Annotated in this window: 19 protein-coding genes; 8 read left to right on the top strand and 11 right to left on the bottom strand. The window is 70.8% G+C overall.

The genetic code is table 11. The features are described 5' to 3' along the window. Positions 1-4: 4 nt before the first annotated feature. Positions 5-676, top strand: coding sequence for a S24 family peptidase (locus WBG79_RS02125; protein ID WP_337355461.1), 672 nt, complete (start codon positions 5-7; stop codon positions 674-676). Further along, on the top strand, positions 673-1,518 hold the full coding sequence (locus tag WBG79_RS02120) for a hypothetical protein (RefSeq protein ID WP_337355460.1): 846 nt from the start codon (positions 673-675) through the stop codon (positions 1,516-1,518). The genes WBG79_RS02125 and WBG79_RS02120 overlap by 4 nt, the downstream gene beginning before the upstream one ends. Before the next feature lie 31 nt (positions 1,519-1,549). On the opposite strand, the gene WBG79_RS02115 is transcribed toward WBG79_RS02120, so the two are convergent. Together WBG79_RS02115 and WBG79_RS02110 are read right to left on the bottom strand one after the other, a co-directional pair. Next, positions 1,550-2,239, bottom strand: coding sequence for an aquaporin (locus tag WBG79_RS02115; RefSeq protein WP_337357870.1), 690 nt, complete (start codon positions 2,237-2,239; stop codon positions 1,550-1,552). Between the two features lie 153 nt (positions 2,240-2,392). Next, positions 2,393-4,087 carry a lysine--tRNA ligase gene (locus tag WBG79_RS02110; protein WP_337355459.1) on the bottom strand — a complete coding sequence of 565 codons (1,695 nt, stop codon included), beginning with the start codon at positions 4,085-4,087 and terminating at the stop codon, positions 2,393-2,395. A gap of 183 nt (positions 4,088-4,270) precedes the next feature. On the opposite strand from WBG79_RS02110, the gene WBG79_RS02105 reads away from it, so the two are divergent. Beyond that, on the top strand, positions 4,271-4,684 hold the full coding sequence (locus tag WBG79_RS02105) for a tellurite resistance TerB family protein (RefSeq protein WP_337355458.1): 414 nt from the start codon (positions 4,271-4,273) through the stop codon (positions 4,682-4,684). Here WBG79_RS02105 and WBG79_RS02100 read toward each other — a convergent pair. From WBG79_RS02100 to WBG79_RS02085, 4 genes are all read right to left on the bottom strand, one after another. Next, positions 4,669-5,445: an HAD family hydrolase gene (locus WBG79_RS02100; protein ID WP_337355457.1), complete on the bottom strand. Its 777-nt coding sequence runs from the start codon at positions 5,443-5,445 to the stop codon at positions 4,669-4,671. The genes WBG79_RS02105 and WBG79_RS02100 overlap by 16 nt on opposite strands. Positions 5,446-5,600: 155 nt before the next feature. After that, on the bottom strand, positions 5,601-5,762 hold the full coding sequence (locus tag WBG79_RS02095) for a DUF1127 domain-containing protein (RefSeq protein ID WP_337355456.1): 162 nt from the start codon (positions 5,760-5,762) through the stop codon (positions 5,601-5,603). A gap of 207 nt (positions 5,763-5,969) precedes the next feature. Then, positions 5,970-8,018 carry an ATP-dependent helicase gene (locus tag WBG79_RS02090; RefSeq protein ID WP_337355455.1) on the bottom strand — a complete coding sequence of 683 codons (2,049 nt, stop codon included), beginning with the start codon at positions 8,016-8,018 and terminating at the stop codon, positions 5,970-5,972. Positions 8,019-8,150: 132 nt separating this feature from the next. Continuing rightward, on the bottom strand, positions 8,151-8,444 hold the full coding sequence (locus WBG79_RS02085) for a response regulator transcription factor (protein WP_337355454.1): 294 nt from the start codon (positions 8,442-8,444) through the stop codon (positions 8,151-8,153). Between the two features lie 183 nt (positions 8,445-8,627). Between WBG79_RS02085 and WBG79_RS02080 the strand changes: the two genes are divergently transcribed. Then, complete coding sequence (locus WBG79_RS02080; RefSeq protein WP_337355453.1) at positions 8,628-9,530, top strand: LysR family transcriptional regulator; 903 nt, start codon at positions 8,628-8,630, stop codon at positions 9,528-9,530. A gap of 3 nt (positions 9,531-9,533) precedes the next feature. On the opposite strand, the gene WBG79_RS02075 is transcribed toward WBG79_RS02080, so the two are convergent. Together WBG79_RS02075 and WBG79_RS02070 are read right to left on the bottom strand one after the other, a co-directional pair. Next, positions 9,534-10,175 (bottom strand): hypothetical protein, encoded by a 642-nt coding sequence (locus WBG79_RS02075; protein ID WP_337355452.1) that lies wholly within the window; start codon positions 10,173-10,175, stop codon positions 9,534-9,536. Next, positions 10,172-11,581: a selenium-binding protein SBP56-related protein gene (locus WBG79_RS02070; RefSeq protein ID WP_337355451.1), complete on the bottom strand. Its 1,410-nt coding sequence runs from the start codon at positions 11,579-11,581 to the stop codon at positions 10,172-10,174. The genes WBG79_RS02075 and WBG79_RS02070 overlap by 4 nt, the downstream gene beginning before the upstream one ends. Positions 11,582-11,835: 254 nt before the next feature. Between WBG79_RS02070 and WBG79_RS02065 the strand changes: the two genes are divergently transcribed. From WBG79_RS02065 to WBG79_RS02050, 4 genes are all read left to right on the top strand, one after another. After that, on the top strand, positions 11,836-12,837 hold the full coding sequence (locus tag WBG79_RS02065) for an adenosine kinase (protein WP_337355450.1): 1,002 nt from the start codon (positions 11,836-11,838) through the stop codon (positions 12,835-12,837). An 89-nt stretch (positions 12,838-12,926) separates the two neighbouring features. After that, the gene (locus WBG79_RS02060; RefSeq protein ID WP_337355449.1) at positions 12,927-13,367 is read left to right on the top strand and encodes a low affinity iron permease family protein; all 441 of its coding nucleotides are present in this window, start codon (positions 12,927-12,929) and stop codon (positions 13,365-13,367) included. Between the two features lie 43 nt (positions 13,368-13,410). After that, complete coding sequence (locus WBG79_RS02055; RefSeq protein ID WP_337355448.1) at positions 13,411-14,325, top strand: formate/nitrite transporter family protein; 915 nt, start codon at positions 13,411-13,413, stop codon at positions 14,323-14,325. Beyond that, the gene (locus WBG79_RS02050) at positions 14,322-14,693 is read left to right on the top strand and encodes a hypothetical protein (RefSeq protein ID WP_337355447.1); all 372 of its coding nucleotides are present in this window, start codon (positions 14,322-14,324) and stop codon (positions 14,691-14,693) included. Before WBG79_RS02055 ends, WBG79_RS02050 begins: the two co-directional genes overlap by 4 nt. Before the next feature lie 202 nt (positions 14,694-14,895). Here WBG79_RS02050 and coaA read toward each other — a convergent pair whose 3' ends face one another. From coaA to hisF, 3 genes are all read right to left on the bottom strand, one after another. Further along, the gene (gene coaA, locus WBG79_RS02045; RefSeq protein ID WP_443147394.1) at positions 14,896-15,903 is read right to left on the bottom strand and encodes a type I pantothenate kinase; all 1,008 of its coding nucleotides are present in this window, start codon (positions 15,901-15,903) and stop codon (positions 14,896-14,898) included. Between the two features lie 125 nt (positions 15,904-16,028). Then, complete coding sequence (locus WBG79_RS02040; RefSeq protein WP_337355446.1) at positions 16,029-16,352, bottom strand: phosphoribosyl-ATP diphosphatase; 324 nt, start codon at positions 16,350-16,352, stop codon at positions 16,029-16,031. A 56-nt stretch (positions 16,353-16,408) separates the two neighbouring features. After that, positions 16,409-17,185, bottom strand: coding sequence for an imidazole glycerol phosphate synthase subunit HisF (gene hisF, locus WBG79_RS02035; RefSeq protein WP_337355445.1), 777 nt, complete (start codon positions 17,183-17,185; stop codon positions 16,409-16,411). Positions 17,186-17,200: the final 15 nt, after the last annotated feature.

The raw sequence follows: 17,200 nt of genomic DNA, 5'->3' as shown, positions 1-17,200 counted from the left end.
CGCGATGACCGGAGATCGCGGAGCGACGTTCAGCCACGAGCGCCTGTGGGCCGCCATCGACGCCTGTGCGGCCCGGCACGGGCTGACCGCATCCGGGCTCGCGCGGCGAGCCGGGCTGGACGCGACCACCTTCAACAGGTCCAAGCGGCGGAGCGGCGACGGCCGCCCGCGCTGGCCGTCGACCGAGTCCATCGCCAAGATCCTGGAGGCGACCGGCACGGGGCTCGACGAGTTCATGGCGCTGCTCGGCGAGCGGGACCCGGCCGCCGCGGCGGGGAGCCTGCCGGCGGCGGTGAGCGTGCCGTTCCTCGACCTGAGGGAGGCCGGCGATCCGGGCTCCTTCGACCCGATCGGCATGCCGGTCCGGACCCGATGGGATTCGGTTGTCTTTCCCGGACATCCGGCGGACGCCCTCTACGCCCTGGAGGTGACCGGCGACGACCTGATGCCGCTCTACCGGAACGGAGACGTGATCATCGTGTCGGCCACGGCGGACATCCGCCGCGGGGACCGGGTGATCGTCAGGTCGACAGACGGCATCCTGTCGGCCAGGATCATGGTCAGACGCACCGCGACCGCGGTGGAGGTCGACCGCATCGCCCCGCCGGGCGGGCGCGACAAGCTCAGGAGCGACGAGGTGGCCTGGATGGCGCGCATCGTCTGGGCGAGCCAGTGAAGGCGGCGCGGGCCGCCCGCATGGTGCTCGCCGGCGCGGTGGCCGGTGCGGCGATCGCCGCGGCGTCGCTGGCGCTCCTGTCGGGACCGAGGCCGCCGGACAGTGAAACGGCCGGCGGCCCGGCGGCGCGGGCCGAAGCGGCGCCGGCAGCCGACGAGAGCCGGCCGGCCGTCGCGGCGACAGCCTCGGGCCTCACCGGCGCCGCGCCGCCACGCAGGCCGGACGGAACCTCGGGGGCCGGTCCGTCGGAGCCGGGCGCCGCGGCCTTGCCCGGCGGCCCAGCCCCCGGATCTGCACCGCCTCGTCCGGCTCCGGCCGGCGAGGTGCGGGTGGTGACGCCGCCCGGCGTGACGCCGCCGCCGGCCGTGACCGGCCCGCTCGAACGCCTCCCGGCGCGCGAGGTGCCGAAGCCGCCGGCGCAACCGCCGAAGGTGCGGGTGCTCCGGCCGGTGATGGCGGAGACGCCGGGCATCATCAGGGCGGGGGAGATCCGGATCCGGCTGCCGGACATCGAGCCCCTGGGGGTGGACGCGCAGTGCCGCGGCCGGGACGGGCGCGAATGGCCCTGCGGGGCGCAGGCGCTGGCGGCGCTCCGCGCCTTCGCGGGCGGCCGCGGAGTGCAGTGCTTTCTCCCCGCCGACGCGCAAGAGGGCAACTTCGCCATTCCCTGCCGGCTCGGCAAGACGGACGTGGCGACCTGGCTCGTCCGGCAGGGCTGGGCGAAGCCGGCGGCCGACCGCCGCGACCTCGCGGAGGCGGAAGCGGCGGCGCGCAAGGAGAAGCGGGGCATGTGGCAGGAGACCCCCGCCACGACGCTCGCCGAGCCGGCCCCGGTGGAGTGAGCGGCGGGGCCCCCGCGCCTCAGGGACCCGATCAGTCGGCCTCGAGCGTGCCGGTGCGCAACAGCATGCCGGCCAGCGCGCCGCCGATCATCGGGGCGACGATGTAGACCCAGAGCTGGCCGAGCGCGGTGGTTCCGGCGAAGAGGGCCGGACCGATGGAGCGCGGCGGGTTCAGCGAGTTGCCCGACACGGGAATGAAGGCGAAGTGCAGGATCGCGAGCGTCAGGCCGATGACGAGGCCGGCGAGCTGGGTCGAATGCTTCGGATGGGTGACCCCGAGGATCACGGTCACGAACACGAAGGTGGCAACCACCTCGATCACGAAAGCGGAGGTCATCGAGAAGCCGGCGACCGGGTCCCAGCCGTTCTGGCCGAAGCCGGAGGCGGCGATGTCGTAGCCCTTCACCTTGCCGGCGGTGACGGCGAGCAGCACCAGGGTGGCGAGGACCGCGCCGATCACCTGGGCGACCATGTAGGGCAGCACGTGGGCGGCGCTGAGGCGGCCCGCCAGGAAGGCGCCGATCGTGACGGCCGGGTTCAGGTGGGCGCCAGTCACGGGGCCGATGGAATAGGCCGCGGCCGTGACGGTGAGGCCGAAGGAGAGGCCGATGCCGATCTGGCCGATGGGCAGTGCGCCTCCGAACCCACCCGTGACCACGGATCCGACACCGATGAAAACCAGCACGAACGTGCCGAACACTTCCGCTCTGTATTTCTTAATGGATTGTCCCCGCTCCCGATCTGGCGGCCGGCCGAACGTGCCGGCCGCGGCGCTAAGGCCGAGGCCACGATAAGGGCCTAACCCATGGGTAGCCACCCCCCCGGCGCACGCGACGGGCGCCCCCGGCGAGGGGGCCCCGGCGGCCCGGACGGCTCAGGCCGCCTTGCCGGCAGCGAGCTCGCCGGAGAGGGCGCGAGCGATCAGGGCGCGGGTCTCCTCCACGCCGTAGAGGGCCACGAAGGAACCGAAGCGGGGCCCGCGCTCCTGGCCGATGAGGACCTGGTAGAGCGCGGCGAAGAAGTCCTGGCCGACGCCGGGCCGCCCGTCGGGGCCGATCTTGCGCGTGTCGGGGAAGTGGCTGCGGCCGACATCGTAGATGGCGGCCTGGATGGCGTCCCCGTCGGCGCCCTGCCCGACCGCGGCGAGCGCGGCGTCGAGGTCCCCCAGGGCGGCGCGCTCGGCCTCGGTGGGCGCGCGGAAGACCTTCATGGGCTTCACGAAGTCGTGGAAGTAGCGGATGGCGTAGCCGACCATCCGGTCGAGCTCGGGGTTGGCGGCTGGGCTCGCGCCGGGGGCGTAGCGGGACAGGAAGCCCCAGAGCACGGCGCGGTCCTCGGCGTTGGAGGCCGAGACCAGGTTGAGGAGCATCGTGAAGGAGACCGCGGTCGCGGGCGCGTTGCCGCCGGCGGCGCCGATCGTCTCGGGGGCCGGCGGGCGGCCGGAATGGATGTGCCAGACCGGGTTGCCGAGCTGCTGTTCGAGCGGCTGGCGCCGGTAGGCGTCCAGGAACTGGTAGTACTCGTCGACGTTCTTGGGGATCACGTCGAAGTAGAGCCGCTTGGCGGCCTTCGGCTCGCGGAACATGAAGAGCGACAGGCTCTCGGGCGAGGCATAGGTCAGCCACTCGTCGATAGTGAGGCCGTTGCCCTTGGACTTGGATATCTTTTCGCCCTTGTCGTCCAGGAAGAGCTCGTAGTTGAAGCCCTCGGGCGGCGCCTCGCCAAGGACGCGGCAGATCCGGCCGGAGATCTTGACGTTGTCGATGTGGTCCTTGCCGGACATCTCGTAGTCGACCCCGAGGGCGGCCCAGCGCAGGGCCCAGTCGGGCTTCCACTGCGCCTTGCAGCCGCCACCGGTCACCGGCGTCTCGAAGCGCTCGCCGGTGTCCGGGTCGGTCCACACGATGGTGCCGCGGGCGAGGTTGCGCTCCTCGATCGGCACCTGCATGACGACGCCGGTCTTCGGATGGACGGGCAGGAAGGGCGCATAGGTCTTGCGGCGCTCCTCGCGGAGCGTGGGCAGCATGATCGCCATGACGTCGTCGTAGCGCTCGAGCATGACGAGGAGCTTCGCGTCGAGGCGGCCCTCCGCGTAGTAGTCGGTCGCGCTGGCGAACTCGTACTCGAAGCCGAAGGCGTCCAGGAAGCCGCGCAGGCGCGCGTTGTTGTGGTGGCCGAAGCTGCCGTGGGTGCCGAAGGGGTCTGGCACGCGGGTCAGCGGCTTGCCGAGGTTTTGGCGCAGGAGGTCCTGGTTCGGAACGTTGTCGGGGACCTTGCGCATGCCGTCCATGTCGTCGGAGAAGCAGAGCAGGCGCGTCCTGACCTGCCCCTTCGTGAGGACGTGGAAGGCGTGACGGACCATGGTGGTTCGGGCCACCTCGCCGAAGGTGCCGATATGGGGCAGGCCCGAGGGTCCGTAGCCGGTCTCGAACAGGACCTCGTCCTTGGGCGCCTTCTCAAGCCGCGCGACGATCTTGCGGGCCTCCTCGAACGGCCAGGCTTTCGCCTTGGCCGCGGCCTCGACGAGGGCGGGGTCGAAGGCGAGGTCGAGCGGCGCGCGCGCGGTCATGGGCGGAGTCCCTGTCGGGTGGCGGGCGAAGGGCCGGCCGGCGGGGCGGCAGGCGCGCGGACACTAGTCAGGGGGGCCCGGGCCGTCAATCGCGCCCCCGACCCTGCTTCCCCTTGGACAATCGGCGGCGAGGACCTACCTTGCGGGCGCCGCCGGACCGGCGGGGAACCGAGGAGACCGTCTTTGAGCGATACCGCAAGCTCCCAGGACGCGCTCGTCACCGTGATGGTGACCATGTGCGTCGCAGACCACGACATGGCCAACGTGGAACTCTCGTCCATCGAGACCCTGATCGCGCGCCTGCCGGTCTTCGACGGATTCGACCGGTCGCGGATAGGCGCCATCGCGGACCGGGTGGCCGGGCGGCTGCAGGAGGCGAACGGGCTCGAGGCGATCCTGGACGAAGTGAAGTCGGCGCTGCCGGCCCGCCTGCAGGAGACCGCCTACGCGCTGGCCGTCGAGGTGGCGTCGGCGGACGTGGTGGCCGAGCAGGAGGAACTCCGCTTCATGGAGATGCTCCGGGACGCCTTCGAGGTGTCGCGGCTGAACACGGCGGCGATCGAGCACAGTGCCCGGGTGCGCTACCGCAAGGCCTGAGGCGCCGGCTCGAGGACCCGAATGGCGTGGATGTCGTCCACCACCACATGGGCGAGCGAGCCGAAGTGCTCGGCGCGGCTGGTGCCGGACAGGACGCCCACCGCGAGCCCGGCGCCGGCCTTGCGGGCGGCGGCCATGTCGCCCGCCGAATCCCCGACCATCAGCACGCGGGCCGGCGCCACGCCGGCGAGGGCGGCGAGATGCAGGAGCCCGTCGGGCTCGGGCTTGGAGGGGATCGGGTCGTCGCCGCACACCAGAGCGTGGACGAGCGGCTCGATGCCGATCAGCGGCAGGGTGGCGAGCGTGCCCAGGCGGTCGTCGGTGGTTAGGATCGAGGTCTTCACGCCGGCGGCGGCGAGGCGCCGCATCAGGCCGGCGACGTCGCCGACCGGCTTCAGCTCGGCGGCCGTCGGGGGATCCTGGAAGACGGGCCGGAACGCCCGCTGGGCCGTGCTCTCGGCCTCGTGCCATGGGTGCCCGTGGCGGTAGAGGACCGTCGCGCAGACGATGACGAGGCTCGGGATCGAGGCGACCGCGAGCGGGCTCTCGGGCAGGACGCGGCGGCTCGCCGGGTCGGCACCGAGGGTCGAGAAGAGGTCCGCGGCGAGGTCGGGCGAGCCGTCGACCTCGGCGATGGTGGCGGTGATGGCGGCCATCACCTTGCCGGACCAGAGGTGGTCGAAGTCGATCAGGGTGCCGTCCTTGTCGAAGACGACGAGATCGATCTCGCGGACATGACCGGCGACGTCGAGATTGGCCAAGCGAATGCTCCTCCGGTTGGGGAAGCCCAGTCTAGCGCGGCGCGCGCGATGTGCCATGGCCCGTTTCGAAGCGCGGTACCCGAAAAACGGGGACGCCCCGCCTCGCGGGTGCGAGGACGGGGCGTCCACGGGGTCGATCCTGGCGGGGATCCGGATCAGCGTCCGAGACGGACGAGCTCCTGGATGCGACCGCGGTCGACGCCGATGTCCGAGAGCTGACGGTCGTCGAGAGCGTTCAGCTGGCGGACGGCTTCACGGTAGGTCCGGTACCGCTCCCAGGAGTGGCGGACTTCGTTGGCGAGATGGGCGATGCTCATGATGACACCTAAGGTTAACAGATGGTTGCCGCATCGCAGCACGTCTTTTGGCGCGCTGCAGCATGGTCCGTAGATAGGCCGTTTGACCGTTTGGCAAAACCCCCGCCAGCGCAGCCTCAGCCATGCGCAATTGCATAGCCAAAGGGCATTCTGTTCAAAAATCGTTCACGATTCTGCATAACTACGGGGCGATTGGGGGGACTCGCCTCAGCGCCACATCCCCTTCAGCCGGGCGCCAACATCGATCCTCACGCCGGGCATCGGCCGGGCGGCGCCGGGGGCCTGGCGGTGCGCGGGCGGCCACGACACGGCGTCGAAGAGCCTCAGCAGCATGGCCGGGATGAAGCGGGTGCGGTTGGCGTAGACGTGCCGGTCGCCGGACTGGCCGTGTACGTAGAAGCGCTGCGGGGTGACGAGGGACAGCCGGTCGCGGGCGCGCGTCATTGCCACGTAGAGGAGGCGACGCTCCTCCTCGATCTCGTCGGAGGTCCCGGTGGCCATGTCCGAGGGGATGCAGCCGTCCACGGCGTTGAGGACGAAGACCGATTTCCACTCCTGGCCCTTGGCGGAATGGATCGTGGACAGGATCAGGTAGTCCTCGTCGAGGAGCGGCGGCCCGGCCTGGTCGCTGGTGGCGTTGGGCGGGTCGAGGGTCAGCTCGGTCATGAAGCGTTCCCGCGTCGGGTAGCCGGCGGCGATCTGCTCGAGCTGCGCGAGATCCTGGTTGCGCGTGATCGAGTCCTCGTAGCGGCGTTCCAGGTGCGGCTCGTACCAGCGGCGGACGAGGTCGAGCTCGGCGGGCCAGTCGGTCCGCCGCCGGGCGAGCGCGGCGAGGAGGGCGGCGAGGTCCGGCCAGCCCTCGGCGCGGGCCGGCGGCTCGAAGGCCGCGAAGGCGGCGGCGGGATCGTCGGCCGCGGCCATGGCGTCGAGCACCCGTCCGGCGGTCGAGGGGCCGACCCCGGTCAGGATCTGGACGACCCGGAAGCCGGAGACGCGATCGCGCGGGTTCTCGACGAAGCGCAGGAGCGCGAGCACGTCCTTGACGTGGGCGGCGTCGAGGAACTTCAGGCCGCCGAACTTGACGAAGGGGATGTTGCGGCGGGTCAGTTCCACCTCGAGCGGGCCGGAGTGGTGGGCGGCGCGGAAGAGCACCGCCTGGTCCTTCAGGCGGTCGCCGGCCTCGCGGTTCTCGAGCACCCGCTCGACGACGAAGCGGGCCTGGTCGGCCTCGTCCCGCACGGTGACGAGTTCGGGCCTGGCGCCCTCGCCGCGGTCGGACCAGAGGTTCTTGGTGAAGCGCTCGGCGGCGAGGTCGATGACGGCGTTGGAGGCGGACAGGATCGCCTGGGTCGAGCGGTAGTTGCGGGCCAGCGTGACAATGCGGGCGGGCGGGTCGAAGTGGCCGGGAAAGTCCAGGATGTTGCGCACCGTGGCGGCGCGGAACGCGTAGATCGACTGGGCGTCGTCGCCGACCACCGTCAGGCCGCGGCCATCCGGCTTCAGGGCGAGGAGGATCGAGGACTGGAGCTTGTTGGTGTCCTGGTACTCGTCGACGAGGACGTGGTCGAAGCGGGCGGCGAGGTGCCCGGCCAGGGAGGGTTCGGCGGCGAGGCCGGCCCAATAGAGCAGGAGGTCGTCGTAGTCGAGGACGTTCTGGCGCTGCTTCGCCTCCACGTAGGCCGCGAAGAGGGTCTTCAGGTCCGCCTCCCACTCCGCCGCCCAGGGGAACTGGCGCCGAAGCACGAGGGCGAGCTCGGCCTCGGCATTGACGGTGCGCGAGTAGATGGCCAGGCAGGTGTGCTTGGTGGGGAAGCGGCTCTCGCGGGCGTGCAGCCCGAGGTCGTGGCGGACGAGGTTGAGCAGGTCCGCGGAATCCTCCCGATCGTGGATCGTGAAGGCCGGATCGAGGCCGATCGCCTCGGCGTAGTCCCGCAGAATGCGTGCGCCGACGGCGTGGAAGGTGCCCGACCAGGGCACTTCGGCGGCCTTGGCGGCGGCCGGTCCCATCACGGCGGCGACGATCTTCTCGACCCGCCGCTCCATCTCGGCGGCAGCCCGGCGCGAGAAGGTCAGGAGCAGGAGACGGCGCGGGTCGGCGCCCTGCAGGATCAGGTGCGCGACCCGGTGGGCGAGCGTGCTGGTCTTGCCGGATCCCGCCCCGGCGATGACCAGCAGGGGCTCGGCCGGCCCGGCGCCGCCGTGCTCGACGGCGAGGCGCTGGTCCGGGTTGAGCTTGTCGAGATGCGCGTGCGCCATCGGCCCCTGGACGATTCGAGGTGGGCCGATCCTTCGTGATTCTTGCTTTGTTCGCAAGAGAGCAGGCCGGCGGTCGCCGGCCCTGCCTTCGACCGCGTCCGGACGGCCCCGGGAGGGGCCGTCTCCGCCGGCTCAGGCCTGGCGGATCTGGCCGGCGGCGCTGAGGGCCAGGACGGCGCCGACGCGGCTCGTGACGCCGAGCGCCCGGTAGGCCGCGCTGATATGGGCCTTGACGGTCGAGGCGCTGAGGCCGAGCCGGTGGGCGATCTGCTTGTTGAGGAGGCCCTGGGCGACCAGTTCGATCACCTTGCGCTGCTGGACCGTGAGGGCGGCGAGCGGGTCGCGCGGGCTCGCGGCGGCGGCGAGCGGCAGGCGGGGGGCTTCGGTGCGGGGGGTCTCGATCAGCGCGGTCTCGATCAGCGACATGGCGGTCTCCCTGGGCGTCTTCTGGAGGGTTCACCGTGGGCGCCGCAGTGCCGAAGCCGAGCCTAGCCGCCTTCGCATCTGCAGCACGGAATTGACCCGAATGGGCTAGTAGCATCGAAATTCTGTCGCTTGTAGCGGAATGATTCGCGATCCATTGTGCGTTACTGCACAACAGAGGCGACGATGCCGCGGACGGGATGGAGCGACTACGAGATCTTCCTGGCGGTGGCGCGCAGCGGGCAGATCAGCCGGGCGGGCCAGCAGCTCGGCCTCAACCACGCCACCGTCGGGCGCCGGATCGCGGCGCTGGAGGCGGCTCTCAAGGCACGGCTGTTCGACCGCTCGCCGCGGGGCTACCAGCTCACCGGGGCGGGCGAGCGGCTGGTCGCCTCGGCGGAGGCCATGGAGGCGGCGGTCCGGGCGGCGGAGAGCGAGGTCGGCGAGGGCGACCCGACCCTGACCGGGACGGTGCGGATCGGCGCGCCGGACGGGTTCGGCACGCTCTTCCTCGCGCCGCGGATCGGCGACTTCTGCCGCCGGCATCCGGCCGTGGAGCTGCAGATCATCCCGATCGCGCGGCCCTTCAGCCTTTCGCGGCGCGAAGCCGACATCGCGATCGGATTGTCGTCGCCGGAGGGCGGGCGGCTCGTCTCGCGCCGGCTCACCGACTACACACTCGGGCTCTACGCCACGGAGGCCTATTTCGCCGAGCGGGGCCGGCCGGAGCGGCTCGAGGAGCTGCGCCGCCATCGCGGCATCGGCTACATCCAGGACCTGATCTTCATGCCGGAGATCGACTATCTGGACGAGGTCGGCAGCGGGCTCCGACCCCGCATCACCAGCTCGAGCCTGATCACCCAGCTCAACGCCGCGCGCGCCGGGGCCGGCCTGTCGGTCCTGCCCGACTTCTGCGCGGCGGAGTTTCCTGAACTCCGGCCGGTGCTCGGCGACCGGATCCGGCTGCGCCGCGCCTTCTGGCTCGTGATGCACGAGGATACGCGGCGGGTGGCACGCGTCCGCCATGCGGCTGACTTCGTCGCGGCCCGGGTGGAGGCGGAGGCGGCGCGGTTCCTGCCCTACGGCTGAGCCTCAGTGCCAGCCGGACCAGACCCCGAAGGCGCCGGAAACGACCAGGCTCGCGCCCCAGACGGCGTCGAGGTCGAACCAGGTACGGCTCAACGCCTTCAGGCCGAGCCAGCGATAGACCGCGTAGGCGAGCGCGCCGCCAGCCGCGATCATCACCAGACTGTGCAGGACCGCGACGCCGAGGGCGGCGGCGACGTTGCCGGCGGCGGCCGCGGCGGGTCCGGCCTGCGGATCGGCGGTGCACAGGCCGAGCACGACGGGGACCAGCATCAGCCCGGCGCCGTGCGCCAGCGCCACCAGGAACGACCAGAGCGCGATGCGGGCGGGCGGAATGCGGGCGAGGAAACGCGGGTGACGGCGGTCGACGAGACGCCAGAGCCCGAAGGCGACGACCAGCAGGCCGGCCCCGACGCGGATCTCGCGGCTCCAGTCCATCACCACGGCGAGCGCCGCGAAGGGCAGGAGCACGAGCGTCATGGCGGCGAGGTGGCCGGCCGCCAGCGGCACGAGCGCGGCGAAGACCGCGCTGCCGCGCCGTTCCCAGAGGCCCGCCGACAGGGCGAGCGGCCAGCCCATCCCGGGGTTCAGCCCGTGATAGAGGCCGCTCGCGACGACCAGGAGCCAGAGTGTCGCCGTCGCGCTCACGCGGACGGGTAGCAGAAGCTGTCGGTCGAGCAGTCGCCGCCTTCGAGCCGGACCTGGTGGGCCGCATAGCCCGCCGGGAACTCGACGTGGAAGTCGGGATCGAGCTCGAGCCCGCCGTTCTCGCCGGCCCGGGCCATCACGGCGGCGCCGGGCAGGACGCCGTCCACATAGAACTGCCGGTCCCAGGTGGAATAGAGCGAGTTGGTGAAGTAGACCCGCCGGCCGTCGCGGCTGATCTCGACCATCTGCGGGCCGCCCGTGAAGGGCCGGCCGTCCGGATGCGGTGCGCGCCGGGCGATGCCGCCGATCCGGACCGAGCCCGAGTGGCGGGGCTTCATGGGATCGGAGACGTCGTACTGGCGCAGTTCCCCGGTGCCCCAGCAGGAGACGTAGAGGAAGCGGTCGTCCATCGAGAGGTCGATGTCGGTGACGAGCGGCGGCACGGCGCCGAAGCCCTTCAGGAGCGGCGGCAGCAGGTCGGCGTCGGCGGCCTCGGGCGGGATCGTGGCGGTCTTGGCGATGTGGAAGCGGCCGCCCTCGCGCCACCATGTCCAGATCGACCCTTCCAGGTTGGTGGTGTCGACCACCACGCCGAGGAACCCGTATTCCTTGACCGGGTCGTGGGCGGGACGGACCTCAAGGGCCATCTGGTGATTGGCGCCGAGGTCGATGGTCTGAACGTTTCGGCGGGCGCGCAGGTCCCAGAAGTGAACCTGGTGGCCGTAGCGGTTGGCCAGCAGGTCCTCGGGGACGATGCCGTTCTCGAACTGGGGCGGCAGGCCCCACTCGCTGGTCACCATGTAGTCGCGGGGCAGGTTCCACCAGAAATCGTAGTGGAGCTTCTGCGGGCCGCGATCGATCTCCCAGCGGCCGCGGACCTCGAAGGTCTCGCAGTCCATGATGAAGACGCCCGGAGGACCTTGCGTGCCGTCCGGCCCGGCGCCGCCGAGGGTGGAGACGTAGATGCCCTCCGGTCCGCAGTGGACCGTGTGGGGGCGGGAGTAGCCGGTCTTGGCGAAGACCTCCTCGGGCTCGATGATCTTGACGATCTTCGCCTGCCTGGGGTCCGGCTTCGTGTCGACGATGTAGATGCGGGAGGAGCGGATGCCGGGGATGATCAGGTAGCGGCGTTCCAGGAAGGCGTGTCCGCTCATGGGAGAGAGGGCGGACGAGCAGGCGTTCCAGCCGAAGTGGTGGAACTCGTCGCCGCGGTTGGGCATCGTGACGGTGTGGACGATCCGGCCGTATTGCGCGGACGCAGGATCGACGTCGATCACAGCCAGTCCGTCGGGCTGAGAGAAATCGGGGCTCAGCATGAGCGTGTAGGCCACCTTCTCGGGCGGGGCCTCCATGGCGATCCGAGGAGAGGCATAGAAGGTCGGGTCCGGCCGCATCGTCTCGAGCATTTTCATCCTCCCGTGAAGTCTTGTGCGACAGCCTCCGTTACGGAACCTGTTCTAGTCAGCGATCCTGACATGCTTCGTTGGCCCCGATCGGCTGCCGCCGGGCGGAGGATAATCCTTGCCGGATGCTTTGTCTGCGCGGTGCCGTCGGGTGACCCGGTACGAGGCAGGGCGTCCGCGCGCTGCGGCCCTGCCGATTTGCCTTCGGGGGGCAAATCCTCTAATGGCCCGGGATCGTCACCCGCCCAAGGCTTCCCATGACCGGCCACAGCTTCGACGTCCTCGGCATCGGCAATGCCATCATGGACATCCTCGCCCGCACCGACGACGACTTCCTGGTCCGGGAGGGGCTCGCGAAGGGCTCCATGCGGCTGATCGATACCGAGGAGGCCGAGCGGCTCTACAGCCACATGGGACCGGCCCGCATGGTGTCCGGCGGCTGCGCCGGCAACACGATGGCGGGGGTGGCGTCCTTCGGCGGCAAGGCGGCCTTCATCGGCAAGGTGGCAGCCGACGAGCTCGGGCGCGCCTACGGCCACGACATCCGGGCGATCGGGGTCCACTTCGACACGCCCGTCCTCGAGGCCGGCGCGCCAACCGCGCGGTCGATGATCCTGGTCACGCCGGACGGCGAGCGGACCATGAACACCTATCTGGGCGCCTGCACCCACCTCACCCCGGACGACATCGACCCGGAGGTCGTCGGCGCGGCCGGCATCACCTACCTGGAAGGCTATCTCTGGGATCCGCAGGCCGCCAAGGAGGCGTTCCGGGTCGCGGCGGGGATCGCGCATGCGCGCGGCCGGCTGGTCGCGCTGACGCTGTCGGATTCCTTCTGCGTCGACCGCTACCGCCCGGAGTTCCTGGACCTGATCCGGTCGGGGACCGTGGACATCGTGTTCGCCAACGCCGCCGAGGTGCGTTCGCTCTACCAGACGGCGGACTTCGGGACGGCGCTCGCGGGGCTCAGGCAGGACGCGAAGCTCGCGGCCGTGACCCTGTCGGAGGCTGGGTCGCTGGTGGTCACCCGGGAGGAGACCGTGCAGGTCGACGCCCATCCGGTCGAGACCGTCGCGGACACGACGGGGGCGGGCGACCTCTACGCGGCTGGGTTCCTGTTCGGCCTCGCCCGTGGCTACGACATGGAGACCTGCGCCCGGTTCGGGGGGCTCGCGGCGGCGGAGATCATCTCCCACCTGGGCGCCCGCCCGGAGGCGGACCTCGCCGACCTCGCCCGGCAGTCCGGGCTGCTGCGCTGACGCCGGCGGGGCTGCGACCCCGCTGCGGCAACTCTCCGGGGGTCTCGCGCGTTAAGGCCAAGGCCGAGTGGCCGAACGCGGAGACCACCATGTCGATCTCACTCGCCTTCACCCAGTTCGCCAATGCCGTGGCGCGGGCGGCCGGACGGCCGATCACCTTCGCGCTCTGCTGTCTCCTGGTGATCGGCTGGGCCGTCACCGGCCCGATGTTCCACTTCTCGGACACGTGGCAGCTGGTCATCAACACCGGGACGACGATCATCACCTTCCTGATGGTCTTTCTGATCCAGAACAGCCAGAACCGCGACGGCTCGGCCATCCAGACCAAGCTCGACGAGTTGATCCGGGTCACGGAGGCCCGAAACTACTTCATCGGCATCGAGCACCTGACCGAGGAGGCGCTGGAGGAGATCCGGCGGCGCTGCGAGCGCGAGGCGGGCCAGGCCCGGCCGGGCGACAAGCGCTTCGGCGGCGTCGAGGCGACCGAGCGGTCGCTCGACCGGCTGACCGACACGACCCTCGCCGGCTGACCCTTCCGCGCCGCCCGTCCAAGACCCTCAGAACGGAGATTCCATGGCGGGCGAGCGCGAGCGTCTCCACCACGAACCGCATCTCAGCGAGGGCGAGGCGCAGGCGATCGAAGATCGGCTGATGCTCCGGCCGGTCGCGGTCTACGAGGTCGTGCGTCAGGAGGGCGAGGAGGAGCTGGCGCGGCCGGCCTCCAGCCTGTGGTGGTCCGGGATCGCCGCGGGCATCTCGATCGGGTTCTCGCTCGTCGCCGAGGGCGTCCTGCACGGGATGCTGCCGGACGCGCCCTGGCGGCACCTGGTCGAGAGCTGGGGCTATACGGTCGGTTTCCTGATCGTGATCCTGGGTCGCCAACAACTCTTCACCGAGAGCACGCTGACGGCGGTCCTGCCGGCGCTCGCCGACCCGAGCCGGGCGCACGCGACCGGCCTCGCCAGGGTCTGGGGCATCGTGCTCGCCGCCAACATGGTGGGCACGGCGGTGTTCGCGGCCGGGCTCGCCTGGGGACGCTTCGTGCCGGCCGAGTTCGACGCCGGCATCCTGGCGGTGGCGCGGCACCTCATGGAAGCGGGCTCGGCGGACTTCTTCTTCCGGGCGATCGTCAGCGGCTGGCTGATCGCGACGGTGGTGTGGCTCATCCCCTCGTCGGAGAGCGCCGCCTTCTTCGTGATCGCGGCCATCACGTATCTGATCGCGCTCCTCGGCGTCACGCATGTCGTCGCAGGCGCGGTCGACGTGTTCTACCTGGTCTTCCTCGGCGAGATCTCCGCCGGGCACGCGCTGTTCGGCTTCTTTCTGCCGACGCTCCTCGGCAACATCGTGGGCGGCTCCGCGCTCTTCGCCCTCGTCGCCTATGCGCAGGTGCGCGAGGAGATGGCGACGGAACCGAGAGCGGGGCCGAAGCATTGCCCCTCGGAACACCGGCCTTCGGCCGGCGACGAGCGGGAGCACGTTGAATGAAAGCCGATCTCCGGTTTACCCTGGATCTCGCTCGTGCGGGGGCCGCCAACGCGGCGGCCGGCGTACACGCCGCCGTGACCATCACGCAGCGGCTGCCCGCCTTCTCGGCCGTGGCCATGGCGCCCTTCGCGGGCGCCGCGGCCGCCGCCGAGGTGGAACTCGCGATGACCGAGAAGGTCGCGGCGATCTGGCTCGGCGCCATCGAGGCGGGGCTGGAATGGCAGCGCTTCGGCTTCGCCCTGGCCAGCGGCGCGGTCAGGCCCGAGGCCGTGCCGAGCCGCTGGCTGGCGGTCGCGGAGGCGGCGGCCGGGCCGGCACGACGAACGGTGCGGGCCAATGCGAAGCGGCTGACCCGGCCCGACCGCTGACCCACGCGGGCGCGACCTGCGGGACCCCCCCCCGCAGGCTCTTGCCCGGCTCACGAAGGTCCAACCGGTATAACGGTCTTGGTTTTTGTCCTGCCGGGCTTGTCCCGGCCATCCAGGACGGGCGCGCGGTCTCCGTGGCATGCTTTGCCGGGACGAGCCCGGCCATGAAAAATCCTAAGCTCGGACCCTCGTGGGTCCGGGCTCAGAGCTTGCGCAGGCGGACGGTCTCGATCTGGTGGCGGCCGCCCTTGTGCAGGATCAGGTCGGCGCGGGGGCGGGTCGGGAAGATGGTCTCCCGCAAGTTCACCAGGTTGATGTTGGTCCAGAGGTCGTTGGCGATGCCCAGCGCCTCGTCGGCGGAGATCTTCGAGTAGCGGTGGAAGTAGCTCTGCGGGCTTTTGAAGGCCGTCTCGCGCAGCCGCATGAAGCGTTCCACGTACCACTGGTGCAGCAGCGGCTCCTCGGAATCCAGGTAGATCGAGAAATCGAAGAAGTCGGACACGAAGGGCACCGCCGTCCCGTCGCGCGGCAGCCTGGTGGTCTGCAGGACGTTGAGCCCCTCCAGGATCAGGATGTCGGGGCGGTCGATCGTCACGGTCTCGCCGGGCACCACGTCGTAGACCAGGTGGGAGTAGACGGGGGCCGAGACATTCGCCTTGCCGGCCTTGATGTCGGACAGGAACCTCAGCAGCGTCGGGATGTCGTAGCTCTCTGGGAAGCCCTTGCGGCGCATCAGGCCTTCCCGCTCCAGCACGGCGTTGGGGTAGAGGAAGCCGTCCGTGGTGATCAGGTCCACCTTCGGGCTCGACGACCAGCGCGACAGGAGCGCCTTGAGGACGCGCGCGGTGGTCGACTTGCCGACCGCCACCGAGCCGGCGATGCCGATGACGAAGGGCACCTTGCCGTCGCGGACGCCGAGGAATCGGCTCGTCACCTGGAACAGGCCCTGGGTCGCCTCGACATACATGGAGAGGAGGCGCGAGAGGGGCAGGTAGATGTCGATGACCTCGTCGAGCGAGATCGGGTCGTTGAGGCTGCGCAGGCGCTCCAGGTCCTCGACCGTCAGGGTCAGCGGCATGTCGGCGCGCAGGTTGGACCATTCGGTGCGGTCGAAGACGCGGTAGGGGCTCGCGTCCGTCGCCCGGAGGCGTTCGATCGCCTCGGCCGAGAGGGCGGGGGCCGGGATGTCCGCGGCCAGGGATGCGACCATCGAGCCTCGGTCCACGGCCGAGCTCCTCTCCTCAGGACGCCCCGCGGACGACCCCCGCGCGGCGCCTCTCGTTTTCCAGACTCCGCCGCGGCGAGCCACGGCGCTCGATCCGTCCCGATCCGCCCCTATCCGGCGGGACGGGAGGCCTTCTCGTCCAGCCCCGAACGCGCCGTGCGGGACTGGAGTTCGGCATAGACCTCGCCGAGCGGGACTCCGGCCGCCCGGAGGACCACCAGGAGGTGGTAGAGCACGTCCGCGGATTCCTTCACGAGGTCCGTGCGGTCGCCCGAGACGGCCGCCAGCGCCGCCTCGACGGCCTCCTCGCCGAGCTTCTTGGCGCAGCGCGGCATGCCCTTCGCGAGGAGCTGACGCGTATAGGAGTTCTCCGCGTCGGAGGTGGCGCGGCGGGCGATCATCGCCTCGAGATCGTCGAGCGTAAAGCCGGACATAAGTCGCGTTTGCCCCGGAAGGGATTGGCGTTCCCGCGTTCTTACGGCCTCGCGGATCAAGAGTCCAGACGGACTGGTATGCCACATGCCAGCATGTGATCCTTGGCCTGTCGGATCGTATAGGTGCCGAAGTGAAAGATCGAGGCGGCCAACACGGCGCTGGCCCCGCCGTCGCGGATGCCCTCGACCAGATGATCGAGCGTTCCGACGCCCCCCGAGGCGATGACGGGCACCGGCACGGCATCGGAGACCGCGCGCGTGAGCTCCAGGTCGAAGCCGCTCTTGGTCCCGTCGCGGTCCATGGAGGTCAGGAGCAGTTCGCCGGCGCCCAGCGCGACGACCTCTCGGGCGTAGCCGATCGCGTCGATGCCGGTCCGGTTGCGGCCGCCATGGGTGAAGACCTCCCAGCGCGCCGGGGCGCCGGGATCGGAGACCCGCTTGGCGTCGATGGCGATGACGATCGACTGGCCGCCGACCTGTCGGACCGCGTCGGCGACGAACTGGCGGTCGCGCACTGCGGCGGAATTGATCGAGACCTTGTCGGCACCGGCTTCCATCAGGTTGCGGATGTCGTCGAGCGTGCGGATGCCGCCGCCGACGGTCACCGGCATGAAGCAGACCTCGGCGGTGCGCCGGACCACGTCGAGGATGATGCCGCGGTTCTCGTGGCTGGCCGTGATGTCGAGGAAGCACAGCTCGTCCGCGCCGGCGGCATCATAGGCCTCGGCGGCCTGGACCGGATCGCCGGCGTCGACCAGGTCGACGAAGTTCACGCCCTTGACGACACGGCCGTCCTTGACGTCCAGGCAGGGGATGACGCGGGACTTGAGCATGCGACCCTCGGCTTC

The organism is Prosthecomicrobium sp. N25 (genome assembly GCF_037203705.1).
Classification (GTDB): domain Bacteria; phylum Pseudomonadota; class Alphaproteobacteria; order Rhizobiales; family Ancalomicrobiaceae; genus Prosthecodimorpha.
Note: the sequence above shows the minus strand (reverse complement) of the source record. Positions and strands in the feature narration are given on the sequence as shown.

Excerpts from the sequence above, each read along its gene's own strand:
- WBG79_RS02060 (WP_337355449.1), top strand. The coding sequence starts at position 12,927 with ATGTCGATCTCACTCGCCTTCACCCAGTTCGCCAATGCCGTGGCGCGG.
- WBG79_RS02065 (WP_337355450.1), top strand. The coding sequence starts at position 11,836 with ATGACCGGCCACAGCTTCGACGTCCTCGGCATCGGCAATGCCATCATG.
- coaA (WP_443147394.1), bottom strand. The coding sequence starts at position 15,903 with ATGGTCGCATCCCTGGCCGCGGACATCCCGGCCCCCGCCCTCTCGGCC.
- WBG79_RS02050 (WP_337355447.1), top strand. The coding sequence starts at position 14,322 with ATGAAAGCCGATCTCCGGTTTACCCTGGATCTCGCTCGTGCGGGGGCC.
- WBG79_RS02070 (WP_337355451.1), bottom strand. The coding sequence starts at position 11,581 with ATGCTCGAGACGATGCGGCCGGACCCGACCTTCTATGCCTCTCCTCGG.
- WBG79_RS02080 (WP_337355453.1), top strand. The coding sequence starts at position 8,628 with ATGCCGCGGACGGGATGGAGCGACTACGAGATCTTCCTGGCGGTGGCG.
- WBG79_RS02085 (WP_337355454.1), bottom strand. The coding sequence starts at position 8,444 with ATGTCGCTGATCGAGACCGCGCTGATCGAGACCCCCCGCACCGAAGCC.
- WBG79_RS02125 (WP_337355461.1), top strand. The coding sequence starts at position 5 with ATGACCGGAGATCGCGGAGCGACGTTCAGCCACGAGCGCCTGTGGGCC.
- WBG79_RS02055 (WP_337355448.1), top strand. The coding sequence starts at position 13,411 with ATGGCGGGCGAGCGCGAGCGTCTCCACCACGAACCGCATCTCAGCGAG.
- WBG79_RS02095 (WP_337355456.1), bottom strand. The coding sequence starts at position 5,762 with ATGAGCATCGCCCATCTCGCCAACGAAGTCCGCCACTCCTGGGAGCGG.
- hisF (WP_337355445.1), bottom strand. The coding sequence starts at position 17,185 with ATGCTCAAGTCCCGCGTCATCCCCTGCCTGGACGTCAAGGACGGCCGT.
- WBG79_RS02090 (WP_337355455.1), bottom strand. The coding sequence starts at position 8,018 with ATGGCGCACGCGCATCTCGACAAGCTCAACCCGGACCAGCGCCTCGCC.
- WBG79_RS02040 (WP_337355446.1), bottom strand. The coding sequence starts at position 16,352 with ATGTCCGGCTTTACGCTCGACGATCTCGAGGCGATGATCGCCCGCCGC.
- WBG79_RS02110 (WP_337355459.1), bottom strand. The coding sequence starts at position 4,087 with ATGACCGCGCGCGCGCCGCTCGACCTCGCCTTCGACCCCGCCCTCGTC.